The 18,175-nt window shown below is 74.9% G+C and carries 14 protein-coding genes; 7 read left to right on the top strand and 7 right to left on the bottom strand.

The genetic code is table 11. The features are described 5' to 3' along the window. The first annotated feature begins 142 nt into the window (after positions 1-142). From ACFWW8_RS12030 to ACFWW8_RS12005, 6 genes are all read left to right on the top strand, one after another. The gene (locus ACFWW8_RS12030; RefSeq protein WP_386527061.1) at positions 143-1,084 is read left to right on the top strand and encodes a glutamate ABC transporter substrate-binding protein; all 942 of its coding nucleotides are present in this window, start codon (positions 143-145) and stop codon (positions 1,082-1,084) included. Between the two features lie 113 nt (positions 1,085-1,197). Next, positions 1,198-2,472, top strand: coding sequence for a hypothetical protein (locus tag ACFWW8_RS12025; RefSeq protein WP_386527002.1), 1,275 nt, complete (start codon positions 1,198-1,200; stop codon positions 2,470-2,472). Then, positions 2,469-5,525 (top strand): tetratricopeptide repeat protein, encoded by a 3,057-nt coding sequence (locus ACFWW8_RS12020; protein WP_386526999.1) that lies wholly within the window; start codon positions 2,469-2,471, stop codon positions 5,523-5,525. The genes ACFWW8_RS12025 and ACFWW8_RS12020 overlap by 4 nt, the downstream gene beginning before the upstream one ends. 3 nt (positions 5,526-5,528) lie before the next feature. After that, the gene (locus ACFWW8_RS12015) at positions 5,529-7,127 is read left to right on the top strand and encodes a protein phosphatase 2C domain-containing protein (protein WP_386526997.1); all 1,599 of its coding nucleotides are present in this window, start codon (positions 5,529-5,531) and stop codon (positions 7,125-7,127) included. Positions 7,128-7,160: 33 nt separating this feature from the next. Continuing rightward, positions 7,161-8,486, top strand: coding sequence for a VWA domain-containing protein (locus ACFWW8_RS12010; RefSeq protein ID WP_386526994.1), 1,326 nt, complete (start codon positions 7,161-7,163; stop codon positions 8,484-8,486). 47 nt (positions 8,487-8,533) lie between these two features. Next, positions 8,534-9,583 carry an FHA domain-containing protein gene (locus ACFWW8_RS12005; protein WP_386527059.1) on the top strand — a complete coding sequence of 350 codons (1,050 nt, stop codon included), beginning with the start codon at positions 8,534-8,536 and terminating at the stop codon, positions 9,581-9,583. Here the strand turns inward: ACFWW8_RS12005 and ACFWW8_RS12000 are convergent. Further along, a complete protein-coding gene (locus ACFWW8_RS12000) occupies positions 9,580-10,578 on the bottom strand; it encodes a methyltransferase domain-containing protein (RefSeq protein WP_386526991.1) in 999 nt (332 codons plus the stop codon). The two genes, ACFWW8_RS12005 and ACFWW8_RS12000, sit on opposite strands and share 4 nt — an antisense overlap. Before the next feature lie 125 nt (positions 10,579-10,703). Between ACFWW8_RS12000 and ACFWW8_RS11995 the strand changes: the two genes are divergently transcribed. Next, on the top strand, positions 10,704-11,108 hold the full coding sequence (locus ACFWW8_RS11995; RefSeq protein WP_351277494.1) for a globin: 405 nt from the start codon (positions 10,704-10,706) through the stop codon (positions 11,106-11,108). 41 nt (positions 11,109-11,149) lie between these two features. On the opposite strand, the gene ACFWW8_RS11990 is transcribed toward ACFWW8_RS11995, so the two are convergent. The 6 genes from ACFWW8_RS11990 to ACFWW8_RS11965 form a co-directional block, all read right to left on the bottom strand. After that, entirely contained in the window at positions 11,150-11,968 is an 819-nt protein-coding gene (locus ACFWW8_RS11990) for a hypothetical protein (protein ID WP_386526988.1), read from the bottom strand. After that, positions 11,965-12,429 carry an acyl-CoA thioesterase gene (locus tag ACFWW8_RS11985; RefSeq protein WP_386526986.1) on the bottom strand — a complete coding sequence of 155 codons (465 nt, stop codon included), beginning with the start codon at positions 12,427-12,429 and terminating at the stop codon, positions 11,965-11,967. The genes ACFWW8_RS11990 and ACFWW8_RS11985 overlap by 4 nt, the downstream gene beginning before the upstream one ends. A gap of 11 nt (positions 12,430-12,440) precedes the next feature. Further along, a complete protein-coding gene (gene ettA, locus ACFWW8_RS11980; protein WP_386526984.1) occupies positions 12,441-14,105 on the bottom strand; it encodes an energy-dependent translational throttle protein EttA in 1,665 nt (554 codons plus the stop codon). 394 nt (positions 14,106-14,499) lie between these two features. Further along, entirely contained in the window at positions 14,500-15,981 is a 1,482-nt protein-coding gene (locus tag ACFWW8_RS11975) for a bifunctional phosphatase PAP2/diacylglycerol kinase family protein (protein ID WP_386526981.1), read from the bottom strand. 258 nt (positions 15,982-16,239) lie between these two features. After that, complete coding sequence (locus tag ACFWW8_RS11970; RefSeq protein WP_386526977.1) at positions 16,240-17,484, bottom strand: thioester domain-containing protein; 1,245 nt, start codon at positions 17,482-17,484, stop codon at positions 16,240-16,242. A gap of 236 nt (positions 17,485-17,720) precedes the next feature. Beyond that, complete coding sequence (locus ACFWW8_RS11965) at positions 17,721-18,128, bottom strand: single-stranded DNA-binding protein (RefSeq protein WP_351277507.1); 408 nt, start codon at positions 18,126-18,128, stop codon at positions 17,721-17,723. Positions 18,129-18,175: the final 47 nt, after the last annotated feature.

Here is an 18,175-nt window from a genome sequence, read left to right as displayed (position 1 = left end):
AGCGATGCGGATGCGAGCGGTACGCGCCCCCGGGGCGAACGGCGCCGACGCGGACCACGGGGTCCCGGCGGCGGAGGCGGGCGGGACGGGCGGCGTCCGGCGGGCCGCCCGTCGCCTGCGCGGCTGGGGCGGGGTCAGCGCGATGGCCGCCGCCTGCGCGGTCACGGCCGCGGCCGTGCTGCTCCCGCTGGCCCAGGCCGCCCCGGACACCGGCCGCCCGGCCGCGGTCGACGGGCCCGCCTCCCTCACGGTCGCCCCGGCGGCGCCGGCCGACACCTGCCAGAACCCGGAGGCGAGCCTGCGGCCGTCCGCCGTGGACGGGGCGGCCATCGCCCGGATCAAGGCGGCGGGCAAGCTCGTGGCGGGCGTCGACCAGAACAGCTTCCGCTGGGGGTACCTCAACCAGGCCCGCGGCGGTGTCCTCGACGGCTTCGACATCGACCTGGTCCGGGCCATAGCCAAGGACATCCTCGGCGACCCCGACGCGGTCATCTACCGGGCCATCCCCACCAGCCAGCGCGTCCCCGCGCTCCAGGAGGGGCGGGTCGACGTCGTCGTGCGGACCATGACCATCAACTGCAAGCGTCTGGAGGACGTCGCCTTCTCGACGGCCTACTTCGAGGCGGGGCAGCAGGTGCTGGCCGCCAAGGGGTCGCCGATCACCGGCTACGACACCTCGCTGAAGGACAAGCGGATCTGCTTCGCGGCCGGTTCCACGGCGGAGGCGACGCTGACGGCCCAGTCGTACGGTTCGGTGCCGGTCACCGTTCCCAACCAGCTGGACTGCCTGGTGCGCCTCCAGCTCGGCGAGGTCGACGGCATCGTCACCGACAACGCCCTCGCCGCCGGCCAGGCCGCGCAGGACCCCTCGGTGCAGCTCGTCGGCTCGCCCTTCACCCGCGAGTTCTACGGCGTGGCGATGAACAAGGACGCCTCCGACCTCGTCCGCCGGGTCAACAAGGTGCTGGAGGACTACCGCGCGGGCGGGTCCGGCAGCCCGTGGATGACCTCCTACGGCGTCCACCTCAGGGCCGTGCTGCCCAACGTCGGCGGACCGCCCCAGCCCACGTACCGGGACGGCTGAGGCCGGTGGCGGAATCAGAGTCTGGGTCGGAATCGGGGTCGGGGTCGGGGTCGGAATCGCAGCAGCGGGCGCGGTCGGGCGGCGCGGAGTCGGGGGAGGCGGGAGCGGGAGTGATGGACCGGGACGACGTCGACCGCGCGCTCGCCCGGCTGGGCGCGGAGCACGAGGCCGTGGAGACCTCCCTGCTCGCCCTCCAGGACCACGCCGGCCGCCGGCTGCTGGAGGGCGCCGCGCTGACCGGGATCACCGCGGAGCGCTGGGCGGCCGCCGACGCGGACATCACCCGGCTGTGGACGTACTTCGACGCCTACAGCGGGGCGCTGACCGCCGCCCGGCAGATCCGCGAGCGGCGCCGCTGGCCGAACCGCGAGGAACTGGCCGAGCTCACCGAGCGGCTGCGCGGGCCCGGAGTGCTGATCGCGGGGGCCGCGGTGGAGGGGTCCGCGCTGGCGGAGCGGCTCTCGCTCGCCGAGCTGGTGGCCCGGATGAACGAGCTGTACGCCCGCTCGCTCGACGTGGTGGTGGCCGCCGACGCGGTCTGGTCGGCGCTGCCCGCCCGCATCGACCTCCTCTCCGCCGAGCTGCACCGCACGCGCTCGCTGGCCCACTCGGTGGGCGTGCGCCCCGGTGAGCACCCCTCCGGCGACGACCTGGAGGACATCACGGCCGAACTGACCGGGCTGCGGGCGCGGGTGATCGAGGACCCGCTGGCGTTCTGGCTGCCGGTCGCGGGGAGTTCCGCGCCCGGCGGCGGCCGGCCCGACACGGGGCGCTACGACCGCGCCGCGCTCGCGCTGGAGGACGTACGCCGGGAGGTCGAGGCCGTACTGGACGTGCGGCAGGACGCCGAGCAGCGGCTGATCAGCCTGCGGGACGTGCTGTCGCGGGCGGACCGGACCCTCGCCGAGGCGCGGACCGCGCGCGGCGAGGTGCTGGCGAAGATCGCCGCGTCCGAGGTGCCCGCCGTGAGCGGGCCGCCCACGGCGCTCCAGGAGCAGCTCGCGGCGGCGGCCGAGCACCGGCGCCGCTCCCGGTGGCACCGGCTCTCCCCGCTGCTGGAGTCCTTGGAGGAGCGCGCGGAGGAGGAACTGCGGCGGGCCCGTGAGTCGTTGACGGCGGTCACGGCCCCCCTCGCGGTCCGGGCCGAGCTGCGCGGACGCCTCGACGCGTACAAGGCGAAGGTGGCCCGGCACGGAATGGCGGAGGACCCGGTACTGATCGAGCGCTACGACACGGCCCGGCGGATGCTGTGGAGCGCACCCTGCGACCTGCGGGCCGCCGAGATGGCCGTCCTGCGCTACCAGCAGGCGACCGCCGAGTCACTGCAGCCCCAGCAGTCCCTGCCGGATCACCACTGGCCCACCGGGCCGGGGAAGGAGGACGCATGAGCCTGACCGGAACGACGTGCGTTCGCCCCGGCTGCCCGGGGACGTACGAGGACATGGGCGGCGGCGAGCTGTACTGCGACACCTGCGGGCTGGCGCCGGCCGGCGCGGTCGCCGCGGGGGCGGAGGAGCTGGTCTCGCCGCCGACGGGGATGACCAGCGCGGCGAAGGGCTCCCTGGGGTCCGGCGGGTCCCGGGGCTCCCACGGCTCCCAGGGCTCGCAGGGCTCCCACGGCTCGGCGCGGTCCTCGGGATCGGCGCGGTCCTCGCGCTCGTCCCGTTCCTCGCAGTCCCGGCGCTCCGTGTCGGGGCGGCTGTCGCGGGCCCTGTCCGGGGCCGCCTCCACCCGGTCGGTGTCGGTCCGCAGCTCGGGCTCGGCGTCCGCGTCCTCGGGGCGCGGGCGGCTCGGCGCCGGGCTGGTGACGATGCCGGAGATGCCGCGTCCGGACCCCTCGGCGGCGGTCCTGGAGAACCCGGAGGTGCCGGAGCGCAAGCGGTTCTGCTCGCGCTCGGACTGCGGGGCCCCGGTGGGGCGTTCGCGGGGCGAGCGGCAGGGCCGGACGGAGGGGTTCTGCACCAAGTGCGGACACCCGTACTCCTTCGTGCCCAAGCTGCGCGCGGGCGACGTGGTGCACGGCCAGTACGAGGTGGCGGGCTGCCTGGCGCACGGCGGGCTCGGCTGGGTGTACCTGGCGGTGGACCGGGCGGTCTCGAACCGGTGGGTGGTGCTCAAGGGCCTGCTCGACACCGGGGACCAGGACGCGATGGAGGCCGCGATCTCCGAGCGGCGCTTCCTCGCGGAGATCGAGCACTCCAACATCGTGCGGATCTACAACTTCGTGGAGCACCTGGACCAGCGGACCGGTTCGCTGGACGGGTACATCGTCATGGAGTACGTGGGCGGCAAGTCGCTGAAGGAGATCGCCAACGAGCGGCGCCGGCCGGACGGGCGGCGCGATCCGCTGCCGGTGGAGCAGGCGTGCGCGTACGGGATCGAGGCGCTGGAGGCGCTCGGCCACCTGCACAGCCGCAACCTGCTGTACTGCGACTTCAAGGTCGACAACGCGATCCAACAGCAGGACCAGCTGAAACTGATCGACATGGGCGCGGTCCGCCGGATGGACGACGAGGAGTCGGCCATCTACGGGACCGTGGGCTACCAGGCGCCGGAGGTCGCGGAGCTGGGCCCGTCGGTCGCCTCCGACCTGTACACGGTGGCGCGGACGCTGGCGGTCCTGACCTTCGACTTCCAGGGCTACACCAACGTGTTCGCGGACTCGCTGCCCGACCCGGAGCACATCGAGGTGTTCGGGCGGTACGAGTCCTTCTACCGGCTGCTCGTCCGGGCCACCGACCCCGACCCGGGGCGGCGGTTCGCGTCCGCGCAGGAGATGGCGGACCAGCTGACGGGCGTGCTGCGGGAGGTGGTCGCGCTCCAGACGGGCCGGCCGCGGCCGCAGCTGTCGACGCTGTTCAGCCCGGAGCTGCGGGTGCCGGACACCCGGCTGTTCGCGGACGAGCCGGGCCGGGAGGTCTCTCACCTGGGCGTACGGCCGGTGTCCGCCCGGCGGCGCGGCCGGTTCGGCCGGTTCGGCCGCGGAGGGACGGGAACGGGCGGAGCGACGGGAACGGGCGCTGCGGGAAGCGGTGTTGCGGGTACGGGGGCTGCGGGTACGGGCGCTGCGGGAGCCGGCGTCGGCGCGTCCGGCAGCACCGGGCCGGTCGTACCGGGCGCGCACGGCGCCGTTCCGCACGGCGCCCTTCCGCACGGCGCCGTCGCGCCACCGGGTCCGGCCGCGCCCGGCGTGCTGCCGTACCCGGTGGCGGGTCCCGCCGCGGGCCACGGGCCGGGGGTCCGCGCCTCGGCGGTCCACGGGCCCGGGGGCGCGGCCGCGTCGCCCCGCTTCGGGGCGTACTCGCCGGCGGCCGCCGCCCCGCCCGGCGCCCCGTACGGGGCCGGGGCGCCGCTGCCCGTGCTCGGGACCACCGCCACGCACGTGGCCGGCGGCGCCGTGCCCGTACTCCGGCAGACCCCGGTCCCGGCCGCGGCCGCGGTCCCCGCGCCTCGGCACGCGGCGCCGCCCGGTCCCGGCCCCGCCCCGGCGGTGGCCGTGCCGTCCCGTACGGCGGGCCTGGCGCGGCTCGACGCGCGGGGCACGGCGCTGGCCCTGCCGGTACCGCTGGTGGACCCGACCGACCCCAACGCCGGTTTCCTGGCCGGTCTGCTCGCCTCCGCCCCGGCCGACCTGCTGGGCGCGCTGGGCTCGGCGCCCGCCGACTCCGCCGAGTTGCGGCTGCGCGAGCTGCGGGCCCGGCTGGAGCTGGGCGAGCTGTCGGTCGCCGGCGGCACCCTGGCGGAACTGGAGGACCGGCACCCGGACGACTGGCGGGTGGTGTGGGCGCGCGGCATCGCCTCGCTGGCCGCCGGTGACGACGAGATCGCCGCCCTGTCCTTCGACGCGATCTACGACGCCTTCCCGGGCGAGCCCGCTCCGAAGCTCGCCCTCGGGCTGTGCGCGGAGGTCCTCGGGCAGCTCGACAACGCCGCCGAGTACTACCGGCTCGTCTGGATCACCGACCCCGGCTTCGTGAGCGCGGCCTTCGGGCTGGCCCGGGTCCAGTTGGCCGCCGGAGACCGGGACGGGGCCGTGCACACGCTGGAGTCCGTGCCGGAGGCGTCCATCCACTACACCGCCGCGCGGGTGGCGGCCGTACGCGCACGTCTGCGCGACCGGTCGCCGCGGGAACCGCTGCTGGCCGATCTGCGGGCCGCCTCCGACCAGGTGGAGGCGTTGCGGCGGTTCGGGCTGGACCCGGAACGGCAGGAGCGGCTGGCGACCGAGGTTCTGGGCTCGGCCCTGGACTGGGTACTGTCGGGTGGCCGGGGTTCCGACCCCGGCCGGACCTCGCTGCTCGGCTGTCAACTCGACGAGCGCGGACTGCGCTTCGGACTGGAGCGCTCGTACCGCGTCCTCGCCCGGCTGGCACAGCGGGGCGAGGAGAGGATCGAACTGGTGGAGCGGGCAAACCGTTTCCGTCCCCGGACGTGGGTGTGATTGATGTCGATGCATCGGCTGTCGGGCTGCCCCGACTGCGCGGAACCCCTGGAGGACGGTGACCGCTTCTGCGGCGTCTGCGGCTACGCCGTCACCACCCCTCCCCCGGCTCCGGCCGCGGACCACCCCACCGTCCCCCTCCCGCCGCCACCGGGCGCCGCGTCCGCGCCGGCCGCGGCTCCGGCTCCGGCCCCCGCTCCGGCTCGCCCCGGCGGCGGCCACGGCGCGGCCGGAGCGGCGCCCGGCTGGGGCAGCGTGGCGTCGGCCGCGCCGACCCTCGTCGGCGACCCCGCGGGCTGGAGCGCCGCCCCGCAGGAGCCGGACGCCGCGTACGGGACCGTCTCCGAGCCGGCGCACGCCACCCCGCCCGCGGCCACCGCGGCCCCCGCGACCCCGCCCGCACCCGTACCCGCACCCGCACCCGCGGCCCGGTACGACCACCAACCCTCCGGCGACACCGGGCCGCAGTCCGCCGCCGACCCGGCGGAGGAGCACCAGCGGTACGACGGCCCCCAGGCCGGCCCGCAGGGCGCGACCTCCGGGCACGAGGGCTCGTACGCCGCCCCGCGGGGGACCGCCCCGGGCCACGGGGACCCGTACGCCGCCCCGCAGGTCGCCGGTCAGGGCGGCAACGGGACGCCGCCCGAGGGAACGCCGACCGGCGGGAAGACGTGCGTCGCCTGCCGGGCCGGACACGTGGACACCGACGGGTACTGCGAGCACTGCGGGCACGCCCAGCCCCGGGAGCGGGACCACCAGGAGGAGGAGCTCGGCAGCGTCGCCGCCGTCAGCGACCGGGGGCTGCGCCACCACCGCAACGAGGACTCGTTCGCCGTGGCGGCCACCGCCCTGCCCGACGGCTCCGCCGCCACCGTGGCCATCGTCTGCGACGGCGTCTCCTCCGCGAGCCGCCCCGACGAGGCGTCGGCGGCCGCCGCCGCCGCCGCGAACGAGGCCCTGCTCGACGCGCTCCCCCGCGGCGCGCACCCCCAGGAGGCCATGCACGACGCGATCCTGGCCGCCGCCACCGCGGTGAACGCCCTGGCCCCGGAGACCCCGGGCGCGCAGAACGCCCCCGCCTGCACCCTGGTGGGCGCGGTCGTCAGCAGCGGGCTGCTGACCATCGGCTGGGTGGGCGACAGCCGCGCGTACTGGGTGCCGGACGACCGGGCCGCCCTGCCCCGCCGCCTCACCGAGGACGACTCCTGGGCGGCGCAGATGGTCGCGGCCGGCCTGATGGGCGAGGCCGAGGCCTACGCCGACGTGCGCGCCCACGCCATCACCGGCTGGCTCGGCGCCGACGCGTACGACCTCGAACCGCACACCGCCACCTTCAAACCGGACCACCCGGGTGTGGTCGTCGTCTGCACCGACGGCCTCTGGAACTACGCCGAGTCCGCCCGGGACATGGCCCGGGTGCTCCCCGCGGACGCCGCCGTCCGCCCCCTGCACAGTGCGCAGGTCCTGGTGGGGCACGCGCTGGACGGCGGCGGCCACGACAACGTCACCGTGGCCGTCGTGCCGTTCGCGGCGCAGCCCGATCCCCGACCGGAACCGGGATCCGGACCCGAAGCGGAACCGGAACCGCGCCCGCAGGCCTGACCCGCCTGCCCGAGCCTGCTAGGAGACCGACCGATGGCGAACTTCGCCAAGCCGAGCGCCCCGCGCTTCACGCTGGAGGTGTACCAGAACGAGTTCCTCCCCGAGGGCGGGCGGGACGTCCACGCGATCGTGACGGCCACCTCCACCGGCGGGGCCACGGCCACCCGGACGTCGGCCCTCCAGGGCGCGGCAGCGGTCGTGATCATGGTCGACTGTTCGGGGTCGATGGAGTACCCGCCCGAGAAGATGCGCGGGGCCCGCGAGGCCACCGCCGCCGCCGTGGACACGCTGCGCGACGGCACCTCCTTCGCCGTGATCGCCGGAACCCACGTGGCCAAGGAGGTCTACCCGGGGCAGGGCCGCCTCGCCGTCGCCGGGCCGGCGACCCGCGCCGAGGCCAAGGAGGCGCTGCGCGGCCTGCGCTCGGGCGGCGGCACCGCCATCGGCACCTGGCTGCGGCTCGCCGACGGCCTGCTGCGCCAGTCCGCGGCGGTCATCCGGCACGGCATCCTGCTCACCGACGGCCGCAACGAGCACGAGGAGCCGGCCGTGCTGCGCGCCACCCTCGACGCCTGCGCGGGCCGCTTCACCTGCGACGCCCGCGGGGTGGGCACCGACTGGGAGGTCAAGGAGGTCACCGGGATCGCGAGCGCGCTGCTCGGCTCGGCCGACATCGTGGCCGACCCGGCCCACCTCGCCGGAGACTTCACGCACATGATGGAGAACGTCATGGGCAAGGGGGTCGCGGACGTCGCGCTGCGCCTGTGGACCCCGGTCGGCGTGGAGATCCAGTACGTCAAGCAGGTGGCTCCCGCGGTCCAGGACCTGACGGACCGCCGCACCGAGGCGGGCCCGCGGGCCGGCGACTACCCGACCGGCTCCTGGGGCGACGAGTCCCGCGAGTACCACGTGTGCGTGCGCGTCCCGAGCGCCTCGGTCGGCCAGGAGATGCTCGCGGCCCGCGCCACGCTCGTCCTGCCGGGGGCGGCCGGCGAGCCGGCGTCCGTCCTGGCCCAGGGGCTGGTCCGCGCGGTGTGGACGGACGACCTGGCCGCGTCGACCGCGATCAACCCGCAAGTCGCCCACTACACCGGTCAGGCGGAGCTCGCGCAGGCTATCCAGCAGGGCCTGGAGGCCCGCAAAATGGGCGATGTCGACGGCGCCACGGCCAAGCTCGGCCGGGCGGTGCAACTGGCGAACGTGTCCGGAAACTCCGACACCGCGAAGCTTCTGTCGAAGGTGGTGGATGTCGTGGATGCGGCGGCGGGTACTGTGCGGCTGAAAGCCAGGGTCACCGACGCCGACGAGATGACTCTCGAAACCCGGTCGATCCAGACCGTCCGAGTGAAGAAGACCTGAGAAGACCTGACGTGATGACGCAGGGAGAAGAAGGGGGAAGCGCCGCCATGCCGACCTGCCCGAACGGGCACCAGTCCGCCTCCGACGACTGGTGCGAGGTCTGCGGCCACCGCATGGCTGCCCGGGAGAGCGCGCCCGCCGCGCCCTCCTACGGCTACGGCTACCCTCCGACCTCCGGTGAGCCGACCACCCAGGCCGAGCTCTGCCCGCAGTGCCGGACCCCGCGCGAGGCCATGGCCCCGTTCTGCGAGGAGTGCCGGTACAACTTCCTGACCCGTACGCCGACTTCGTACGCGCCGCCCGCCGCCCCGGACCAGGGGCCGCAGGGCAGCCAGGGTCCTCCGGCCGGTCGGCCCCCTCAGGGCAACACCCCCGGTCCCGGCGTCACGCCCCTCCCGCCGCCGTCGCCCGCGCAGACTCCCGGCGTGTACTCCCAGGACCACTTCGAGTACCAGGGCTCGCGGCCCTCCCGGGTGAACCGCGGGGCCGAGCCGCTCCAGCGCGAGGACGACTGGCTGCTCCCGCCTCCGGCGCACGAGCCGCAGCAGGAGTACCAGCAGCCTCCGCAGCAGCACCAGTATCAGCAGCAGTCCCCGCAGCACGAGTACCAGGAGTACGCGCCGCAGCAGCACCAGCCGTCGTACCAGCAGCAGCAGCCCCACCCGCCGCAGTCCTTCGCGCCCCAGGGCGGCGGCTCGTGGTCGGCGACGATCGGCCCGGACCGCTCGTACTTCATGGCGATGATGCAGCGCAGCGGCCCGGAGGCGGCGGCGCTCAACCTGCCCGCGTACTCCCCGGAGCAGCACCTGCCGCTGTCCGGCGGCCAGATCACCATCGGCCGCCGTCGCGCCTCCACGGGCGAGTCCCCGGACATCGACCTGTCGGTGCCGCCGGAGGACCCGGGCGTCTCCCACCAGCACGCGGTCCTGGTCCAGCAGCCGGACCTCAGCTGGGCGGTGGTGGACCAGAACTCCACCAACGGCACCACGATCAACGGCGGCGAGGAGCCGATCCAGCCCTACGTCCCGGTCCCCCTGACGGACGGCGACCGCGTACACGTGGGCGCCTGGACCACCATCACCCTCCACCGCACCTAACCACCCCCGCCGATCGGCCCCAGGGGCCACACGTACGGGCCCCCGGGGTCGTCGAGCCAGGACCACTGGCCCTCGGCGGTGACCGTGACGCCGAAGCGTTCGCGGGCCGGGCGGTCCTCGCGGCGCCACAGGTCCAGGGCCTCGCGGGGGTGCAGCACGCCCGCCGTCAGCACCAGCAGGAACTCGAACCGCTCGTTGTCCACGAGGTCGTACGGATCCCCGTACGAGGTTCCGGCCCGCCCGGCCGGCGCCGCCGTGGCGCCGCGCAGCGGGACGAAGTAGGCCGGGGTCTGCAGGAAGCCGCCCTCGGCGAAGTCCGCGTCGCGGACCGTGAGGGCGATCAGGCCGGTCGCCAGCGGGGCCAGGATCCGCGCTCCGGGCCGGCACTGGCCGAGCCAGGCGTACGGGATCAGCGGGAGCGTGCAGGTGGCCATGATCCGGTCGAAGGGGGCCCGGGAGGGGCATCCGCGGGCCCCGTCGCCGGTGACGACGGCGGGCCGGTAGCCGAGCCGGGCCAGGTGGGCGCGCGCGGACTCGGTGATCTCCTCGTCGAGGTCCACGGTGGTCACGCGGTCCTCGCCGAGCCGGTGGCAGAGCAGGGCGGCGTTGTAGCCGGTGCCCGCGCCGATCTCCAGCACGTGGTCGCCGTCGCGCACCCCGAGCGCCTCCAGCATCCTCGCCATCAGGGAGGGCTGGCTGCTGGAGGAGAGCAGCTCGCCGTCGCGCAGCCGGGTCGCCAGCGGGGCGTCGGCGTAGACCCCGCGCAGCCAGCGGGCCCGCCGCTCGGGGTCGGGGTCCTCGGACCAGAGACGTTCGTGGCCCGCCCCCCGGCCGGTCCAGAAGTAGGGGACGAACACGTGCCGGGGCACCGCGGCGAACGCCGCCCGCCAGTGCGGATCGTCCAGTGCCCCGGCGGCGGCCAGCTCGCGGACCTGGGCGGCGTGCGCCACCTCCCGCAGATCGCGGGCCCCGGTGCCTGCGGCGTGTGCGGCCATGCCTCCACTGTCCTGCTCGGGGCTCCGGCGTGCGACCGCGCGGGCCCTCGGGGGGTCCGTGGTGGCTTCGGGCGCAGGGTCCTAGGACCCCGGTCCTCCGTCCGGGCGTCTGAGACGATGGTCGGGTGAATGAGATTCCGCGGGGCACGCTTCAGGAGCAGACCTTTTACGAGCAGGTCGGCGGCGAGGAGACCTTCCGCCGTCTCGTCCGGCGCTTCTACCAGGGGGTCGCGGAGGACCCGCTGCTGCGTCCGATGTACCCGGAGGAGGACCTGGGACCCGCCGAGGAGCGGTTCGCCCTGTTCCTGATGCAGTACTGGGGCGGTCCGACCACCTACAGCCAGCACCGGGGGCACCCGCGCCTGCGGATGCGGCACGCGCCGTTCCAGGTGGACGCGGCGGCGCACGACGCCTGGCTGAAGCACATGCGGGTCGCGCTGGACGAGCTGGGGCTGGCGCCGGAGCACGAGGCACAGCTGTGGAAGTACCTGACGTACGCGGCCGCCTCGATGATCAACACCGCCGGCTGAGGGCACCTCGTACGGGAGGCCCGGGCCGCGTACGGGACCGGCTAGACCGGCCGTACCCCGAGCGCGCCGAGGCCGCCCGTGGCGCCGGGGCGGCGCAGGGCGACGGAGCCGTACGGGGTCCGCAGCCGCAGCCAGTTCCCGGCGGCGAGCAGCGCCACCGGGGCGGGCGAGGTCGCGTACCCGGGCGCGGCGGCCGGGACGGGAGCGGCGGCCGGACCGGGCACGGGGGCCGGACCGGGAGCGGCGGCGCCCGGGAAAACGGACGCGGCCGAGGGGGCGGAAACGGACGCGGGGGCGGGCACCGGAACCCGTACCGCCCGCAGGAAGCCCAGCGCCTGCGCGGCGTGCGCGGCGCGCATCGGGAGCTCGGTGTCGCCCAGCGGGCGGGACCAGATCTCACGGCCGATGCGGTCGCGCTCGGACCGGGTCCGGTGTTGCGGGGGCAGCGCCGCGTCCCGGGTGCGGAACTCGGCGACGGCGGCCGCCACGGCCGCCCGTACGGCCTCGGGGCCGGGCAGCCCGTCCAGCCGCCGCCAGCCGCCGCGGGGCGGGAGCACCCCGGTCCAGGGCGGTCCGGTGACCGGTCCCGGTACTTCGGCCGAGGCGGAGGCCTCGTCCACGTGCTCCAGCAGCTCGCCGGCGGACACGGTCACGTCCAGCGGGGTGGTGACGGGCGCGGCGAGCCGCACCGTGCGGACGGCCAGCACCTCGAAGGAGGGCGGCCGCCCGAAGACGGCGACCGCGCCGCCGCCCGCCTGGAGGCGGACCGCGGCGGCGCGGTCGTAGTGCACCAGCCGGCCCAGGAAGGCGGCGAGGTCCGCCGCCTCCCCGGGATCGGCGAAGCGCAGCTGGTCGCTCATGCCGCGAGGCGCCCTTCGGAACGCTTCGGTACCTCGGGCTTGTCGAGGTACTCCTCCAGGAAGAGCTTCTCCTCGGCCGTGATGCGGCGGGGCCGCCCCTCGGCGAGGTTGTACGGCACGACCACGGTCTCGGCGCGCACGTAGACCGTCTCGGGCCGCTCGTCGGTCGCCTCGTCCTTGACCTCGTAGCGAATGGTCAGCGACGCGGCGCCGATCCGGGTCACCCAGGACTCGATGAGCACCGGCTCGTGGCGGTGCACGAGGGGCAGCTTGTAGTCGATCTCGTGACGGGCCACGACGGAACCGCCCGTGAAGGACTCACTGCCCTCCCCCGGCGCCAGGCGGAACATGAAGTCGATGCGCGCCTCCTCCAGGTAGCGGAGGAAGACGACGTTGTTGACGTGCCCGAAGGCATCCATGTCCGCCCAGCGGAGGGGGCACCGGTAGTGGTGTCTGGCCATGGTCTTCGACCTCAGCCCCGGGTCAGCTTCTTGTAGGTGGCGCGGTGCGGGCGGGCCGCGTCCGCACCGAGGCGCTCGATCTTGTTCTTCTCGTACGACTCGAAGTTGCCCTCGAACCAGTACCACTTGGACTCGCCCTCGTACGCCAGGATGTGCGTGGCGACCCGGTCGAGGAACCAGCGGTCGTGGGAGATGACCACGGCCGCACCGGGGAATTCGAGGAGCGCGTTCTCGAGCGAGGACAGGGTCTCGACGTCGAGGTCGTTGGTGGGCTCGTCGAGGAGCAGCAGGTTGCCGCCCTCCTTGAGCGTCAGCGCCAGGTTGAGGCGGTTGCGCTCACCACCGGACAGGACGCCGGCCGGCTTCTGCTGGTCCGGGCCCTTGAAGCCGAAGGCGCTGACGTACGCGCGGGACGGCATTTCGACCTGGCCCACGTTGATGTAGTCCAGCTCGTCCGACACGACCGCCCAGAGGGTCTTCTTGGGGTCGATGTTGGCGCGGCTCTGGTCGACGTAGCTGATCTTGACCGTGTCGCCGACCTTGATGGCGCCGGAGTCCGGCGTCTCCAGGCCCTGGATCATCTTGAAGAGCGTGGTCTTGCCGGCGCCGTTCGGACCGATGATGCCGACGATGCCGTTGCGCGGCAGCGTGAACGACAGGTCGTCGATGAGGACCTTGTCACCGAACGCCTTGGAGAGGTTGTTGACCTCGACCACGATCGAGCCGAGACGCGGGCCCGGCGGGATCTGGATCTCCTCGAAGTCCAGCTTCCGCATCTTGTCGGCCTCGGCCGCCATCTCCTCGTAGCGGGCGAGACGGGCCTTGGACTTGGTCTGACGCCCCTTGGCGTTGGACCGCACCCACTCCAGCTCTTCCTTGAGGCGCTTCTGGCGCTTCTCGTCCTTGCGGCCCTCGACCTTGAGGCGGGTGGCCTTCTTCTCCAGGTACGTGGAGTAGTTGCCCTCGTAGGGCAGGGCGCGGCCGCGGTCGAGTTCGAGGATCCACTCGGCGACGTTGTTCAGGAAGTACCGGTCGTGGGTGACGGCCACCACGGCGCCCGCGTACTTCGAGAGGTGCTGCTCCAGCCAGTTCACCGACTCGGCGTCGAGGTGGTTGGTGGGCTCGTCGAGGAGGAGCAGGTCCGGGGCCTCGATCAGCAGCTTGCAGAGCGCGACGCGGCGCTTCTCGCCACCGGAGAGGTTCGTGACCGGCCAGTCGCCGGGCGGGCAGCCCAGGGCGTCCATGGCCTGCTCCAGCTGGGCGTCGAGGTCCCAGGCGTTGGAGTGGTCCAGGTCTTCCTGGAGCTTGCCCATCTCGTCGAGGAGGGCGTCCGTGTAGTCGGTCGCCATCAGCTCGGCGACCTCGTTGAAGCGGTGCAGCTTCTTCATGGTGTCGGCGGCGCCGTCCTGGACGTTCTCCAGGACGGTCTTCGACTCGTCGAGCTTGGGCTCCTGCATGAGGATGCCGACGGTGAAACCGGGCGAGAGGTACGCCTCGCCGTTGGACGGCTGCTCCAGGCCCGCCATGATCTTCAGAACGGTGGACTTACCGGCACCGTTCGGGCCGACCACACCGATCTTCGCGCCGGGCAGGAAGTTCAGGGTGACGTCATCAAGAATCACCTTGTCGCCGTGCGCCTTGCGCGTCTTGCGCATGGTGTAGATGAACTCAGCCAAGAGAAACCGTCCGGCAGATCGATGGTGGGCAGATACACCCCATCTTGCCAGCCGTCCATACCTGCGGGCGAATGGGTAGGTCAGACCCCTTGAGCTGGGGCGAGACCGACCCCGAGTCTCACCCCCCGGTCACCGCCGTCGGTCGCCCGGCCCGCCCGTACGCCCTCCCCGCGCTCCGGTCCCGTACGGACCGGAGCGCGGGCCGTCCGTACGGGACCGGAGCGCGGGGTGTGTCAGGTGCCGGAGCACTGGCGGCGCAGACGGGCGGCGAGCACGAGGTCCGCGCCGGTCACGACAGACCCCTGCATGTCAGCGCGACACGCGGTGAAGCTCTTGATCTCGGAGTCACTCCAGACGGCTGCCATCCGCGATCGCACAGGTGCGAAGGGGGCGGTCACGTCCGCGACCGGTACACCGTGAGCGCGTCCGGCAGCTCCTCCAGCACCAGCGCGGCGGGTGCCTCCGCGTACTCCCCGTCGTACGCCAGCGGGGTGCCGGACGGGATGTCCCCGATGCGCAGGCTGCGCAGCCGGGTCGCCGTGTGGACGGGAGAGCGGCTCAGCGGGCCCGCGAACGCCGCGGCCAACAGGCGCGGCCCGGGCCGGCCGCCGCCGTACACGAGGCGGAGGTCGAGGAGGCCCTCGCCGAGGTTGTCGCGGCGGCGCGGCGTGGGACCGGTGCCGTGGTAGGTGCCGTTGCCCGCGAAGAGCAGCCACACGCTCCGGGGCCGCCCGGCCAGCCGCAGCCGTACGGGCCGCTGCGCGCGCAGCACCTTCCAGGCGGCCAGCAGCGCGGCCGGGCCGCCGCCGATCCGCGGACCCCAGCGGAGGCGGTGACCGAGCAGTTCGGGGTACGCGCCGATGCTGAAGTTGTTCAGGAAGTAGCCGGACTCGCCGCCCCCGGGCCCCGGGGTGAACCGGCCCACCCCGATGTGCACGGCCTCGCCCGCGGCGACCGCGTGGCAGGTGTCCGCGGCTCCGGCGAGGCCGAGGTCGAGCGCGAAGTGGTTGAGGGTGCCGCCAGGGAACACCGCCAGCGGTACCCCGGCCCGCAGGGCGGCGGAGGCGGCGGCGTTGATGGTGCCGTCGCCGCCGCAGACCCCGAGCACGGTGGCCCGGGAGGCCGCCGCGGCGAGCTCGGCGGCCAGCTCGGCGCCGCCGCACTCCACCACCTCGGCCTTGGGGAGCCGGGAGCGCAGCACGTCGAGCCCAGCCCTGGCGGCCGTGCCCGAGCCGGTGTTGACCACCACCGTGAGCCCCTCCCCGTCGGGCAGGGCCGGCGCCCCGACGGCGGTCCGTTCGTCGCCCGGCACGGCCCGGGCCTCCTGCGCGTCCCGCGCGAGCCGCCGTACGACGAACCCCGCGGCCACTCCCAGCGCGGCGCCCGCGACGACGTCGGAGGGGTAGTGCACCCCCGTGTACACCCGGGAGAACGCCACCGAAGCCGCGACCGGCGCCACCACCGCGCCCCAGCCGGGGGACTCCAGGGCCAGCCCGGCGGCGAACGCGAAGGCGGAGGCGGAGTGCCCGGAGGGGAACGAGGTGGTCCGCGGCTGCGTCGACAGCTGCCGAACGGCGGGCACACCGTCCAGCCGTGGCCGGGCCCGGCGTACGGACCACTTGCCGACGGTGTTGATGGTCGCGGAGGCCAGGGCCAGGGAGGCCATCCCCCGCACGGCGGCCTTGCGCGCTCCGGCCGACCCGAACACGGCGATCGCCGCCGCGGTCCCGCCCCACAGCACCCCGTGGTTCGCGGCCCGCCCGAGCCTCGGCAGCACGCGGTCGGCTCCGGGCCAGTGCCGCCGGGCCACCATGTCGAACAGTCCGCGGTCCCACCGCGCGACCGCGCCTTGCCAGGTCAGCTCCTGATCAACCATTTCCCGCCCCTACCCCCGCTCGGCGGTCCGAAATCGGCCGGACAGGTGGCAGACCGGACAGAGGGCAGACCGGACAGAGGGCAGACCGGACAGGCGGCTCGCGGACAAGCGGCTCGGCGCGCGGACAAGCGGCGCGCGGACAAGCGGCTCGGCGCGCGGACCCCCGGCCGCCCCGCGGGGAGGCCGGCAAGGGGCGACGGGGATCCGGCAGGGAGCGGCCGGGGTCCGGCAAGGACATCGGAGCCCGACGGGGCCGGGTCATCCCTGGTCCTCGCCCTCCAAGGGGCGCTTGCGGAGCACCAGGACGACGAGGCCGCCGAGGACCACCAGCCCCACCGCCAGTGAGGCGATGACCGGGGTCGCCGCCGAGCTCCCGCTGGCGGCCAGTCGCTCCCCGTCCGGGGAGTCCGGCGAGAGGGCGGTCGACTGCGTGCCCAGGTTCATCGCCGACGGCCCGGAGCCCGTACCGGCGCTCACCCCGGAGCCGGTTCCGGCGGTCGCTCCGGAGGCCGTTCCGACGGTCGCCCCCGCGTCCGTCCCGGAGCCCGCCCCGGCGGTCGTGGCGGCCGCGGCCCCCACCGCGGCGGGGTCGGCCGCCGGGACGGCCGGCCACATCGCCGAGGCCGTCGCCCGCGCCGCCGACTCGCTGGAGCCGGCCACGATCTGCGCCTGGGCCGGGACCCCGCTGGTGAAGACCCGCCCGACCGGCACCCTGGTCGCGCCCTGCACGGTGACCGAGGCGAACCCGTCGGGGGTGCCCGCGGGCACCTCGAAGTAGAGCCGCGTCCCGTTGGCGGCGGTCTCCAGGGACTTCCCCTCGGCGTCCACCACCCGCACCCCCATCTCCAGGGCCGCCGCGTCCGGCACGACCGACACGCTGCGCGCCCCGGTCCGCACGGTCACCGGGCCGAGCCGCGTGCCCACCGGCCCGCTGACGTCGCCCGGGTCCAGCGCCAGCGAGGCGGGCGGCTCCGGCAGCCGGCCCGCCGCCCGCTGGAGGTAGTCGGCCAGCTTCTCGGCCTCCGGGTCCGCGGCCTCCACCCGGGCACCGTCGGCCAGGCGCCAGATCGCCACCTGGGTCCCGGCCGCGGCGCTCTCCGCGGTGAGCCCCGTGGCTCCGGCGGCCTCGGCGAGCCCGGCCAGGTCGTTCAGCTGCGGGTAGGAGTGCTCCAGGACCCAGCGGATCCGGCCCGCCTCGCCCTTGGCCGCCAGCGGACTGCCGCTCCAGCCGCTCTCGGTGTACCGGGCCTGGGGCTGCGCGTTGCCCTCGACCCCGACCCCGTACGTCTGGAGCATGCCGCCGCCGTCGACCCGCATCTCGTAGAGCCCGGCCGGGATCCGGCGCACCGATCCGTCCCCGGAGTGCAGGACCGCCTGCCCGAACGTCTTCAGCCCGTCCAGCACGGCGCTCGCGCCCTCCGGTGTCCGGGAGCCCACCGGATCGGAGTCGGCGGCCGCCTGCGCGGCGGGGGCGCCGGCGAGGGCCGCGGCCAGCAGGGCCACCGCCAGCGAGCGCCGCGCGCCGGGCCGCGCGGCCAGGGGCGCCGAGAAGGCCGCGGAACAGGCCGAGGAACCGCCGGGAGAACCAGCCGGAGCACCAGCCGGTGGGAGACCACCGGGACGTGGAGGAACGGAATCAGGAGCGGAGGATGCGGGAACGGCAATCGACACAGTCTTCCCCTTCGGGCCGAAGGCCCAGGTGCCCGTGAGTACCGGGGAATCCTATCCACCTCGAACACTCAACCCACCGCCGCCCTCTGATTGACCATCAGGGGAGTGTCCGTCGTGACGACCCTGCGGAAGGCGGCGGTACCGCGGTTCAGGTCGTGTCCGACGGCGGTCGCCTCGATGTCCGCCGAGAACCAGCGGTTGCCCTCCCCGTCGGGCGGGTCCTCCCGGACCCTCAGCCTGCCGTGCACCACCAGCGGTTCGCCGACGGACACCGATCCGGCGAGGTTCAGGGCGAGCGTCCGCCGCGCCCACACGGTGTAGAAGCTGGTGGCCCCGTCCGCCCAGACCTCCTTGCGCCGGTCGAAGTACCGCGGCGTCACCGCGAAGCGGAACCTCGCCGACGGGCCGTTCGGCGTCTCCTTGTAGTCGATCTGCGTGGCCACGTGGCCCACCAGCGTCACCAGGGTGTCGTTCATCCCGGCCGCCCTCCCCCGCGTTCCCCGCCGCGCGGACCGTCCGCACG

Origin of the sequence: Streptomyces sp. NPDC058701 (assembly GCF_042715295.1) — a bacterium.
Taxonomy (GTDB): Bacteria; Actinomycetota; Actinomycetes; order Streptomycetales; family Streptomycetaceae; genus Streptomyces.
This window is presented reverse-complemented; position numbering and strand designations above follow the sequence as displayed.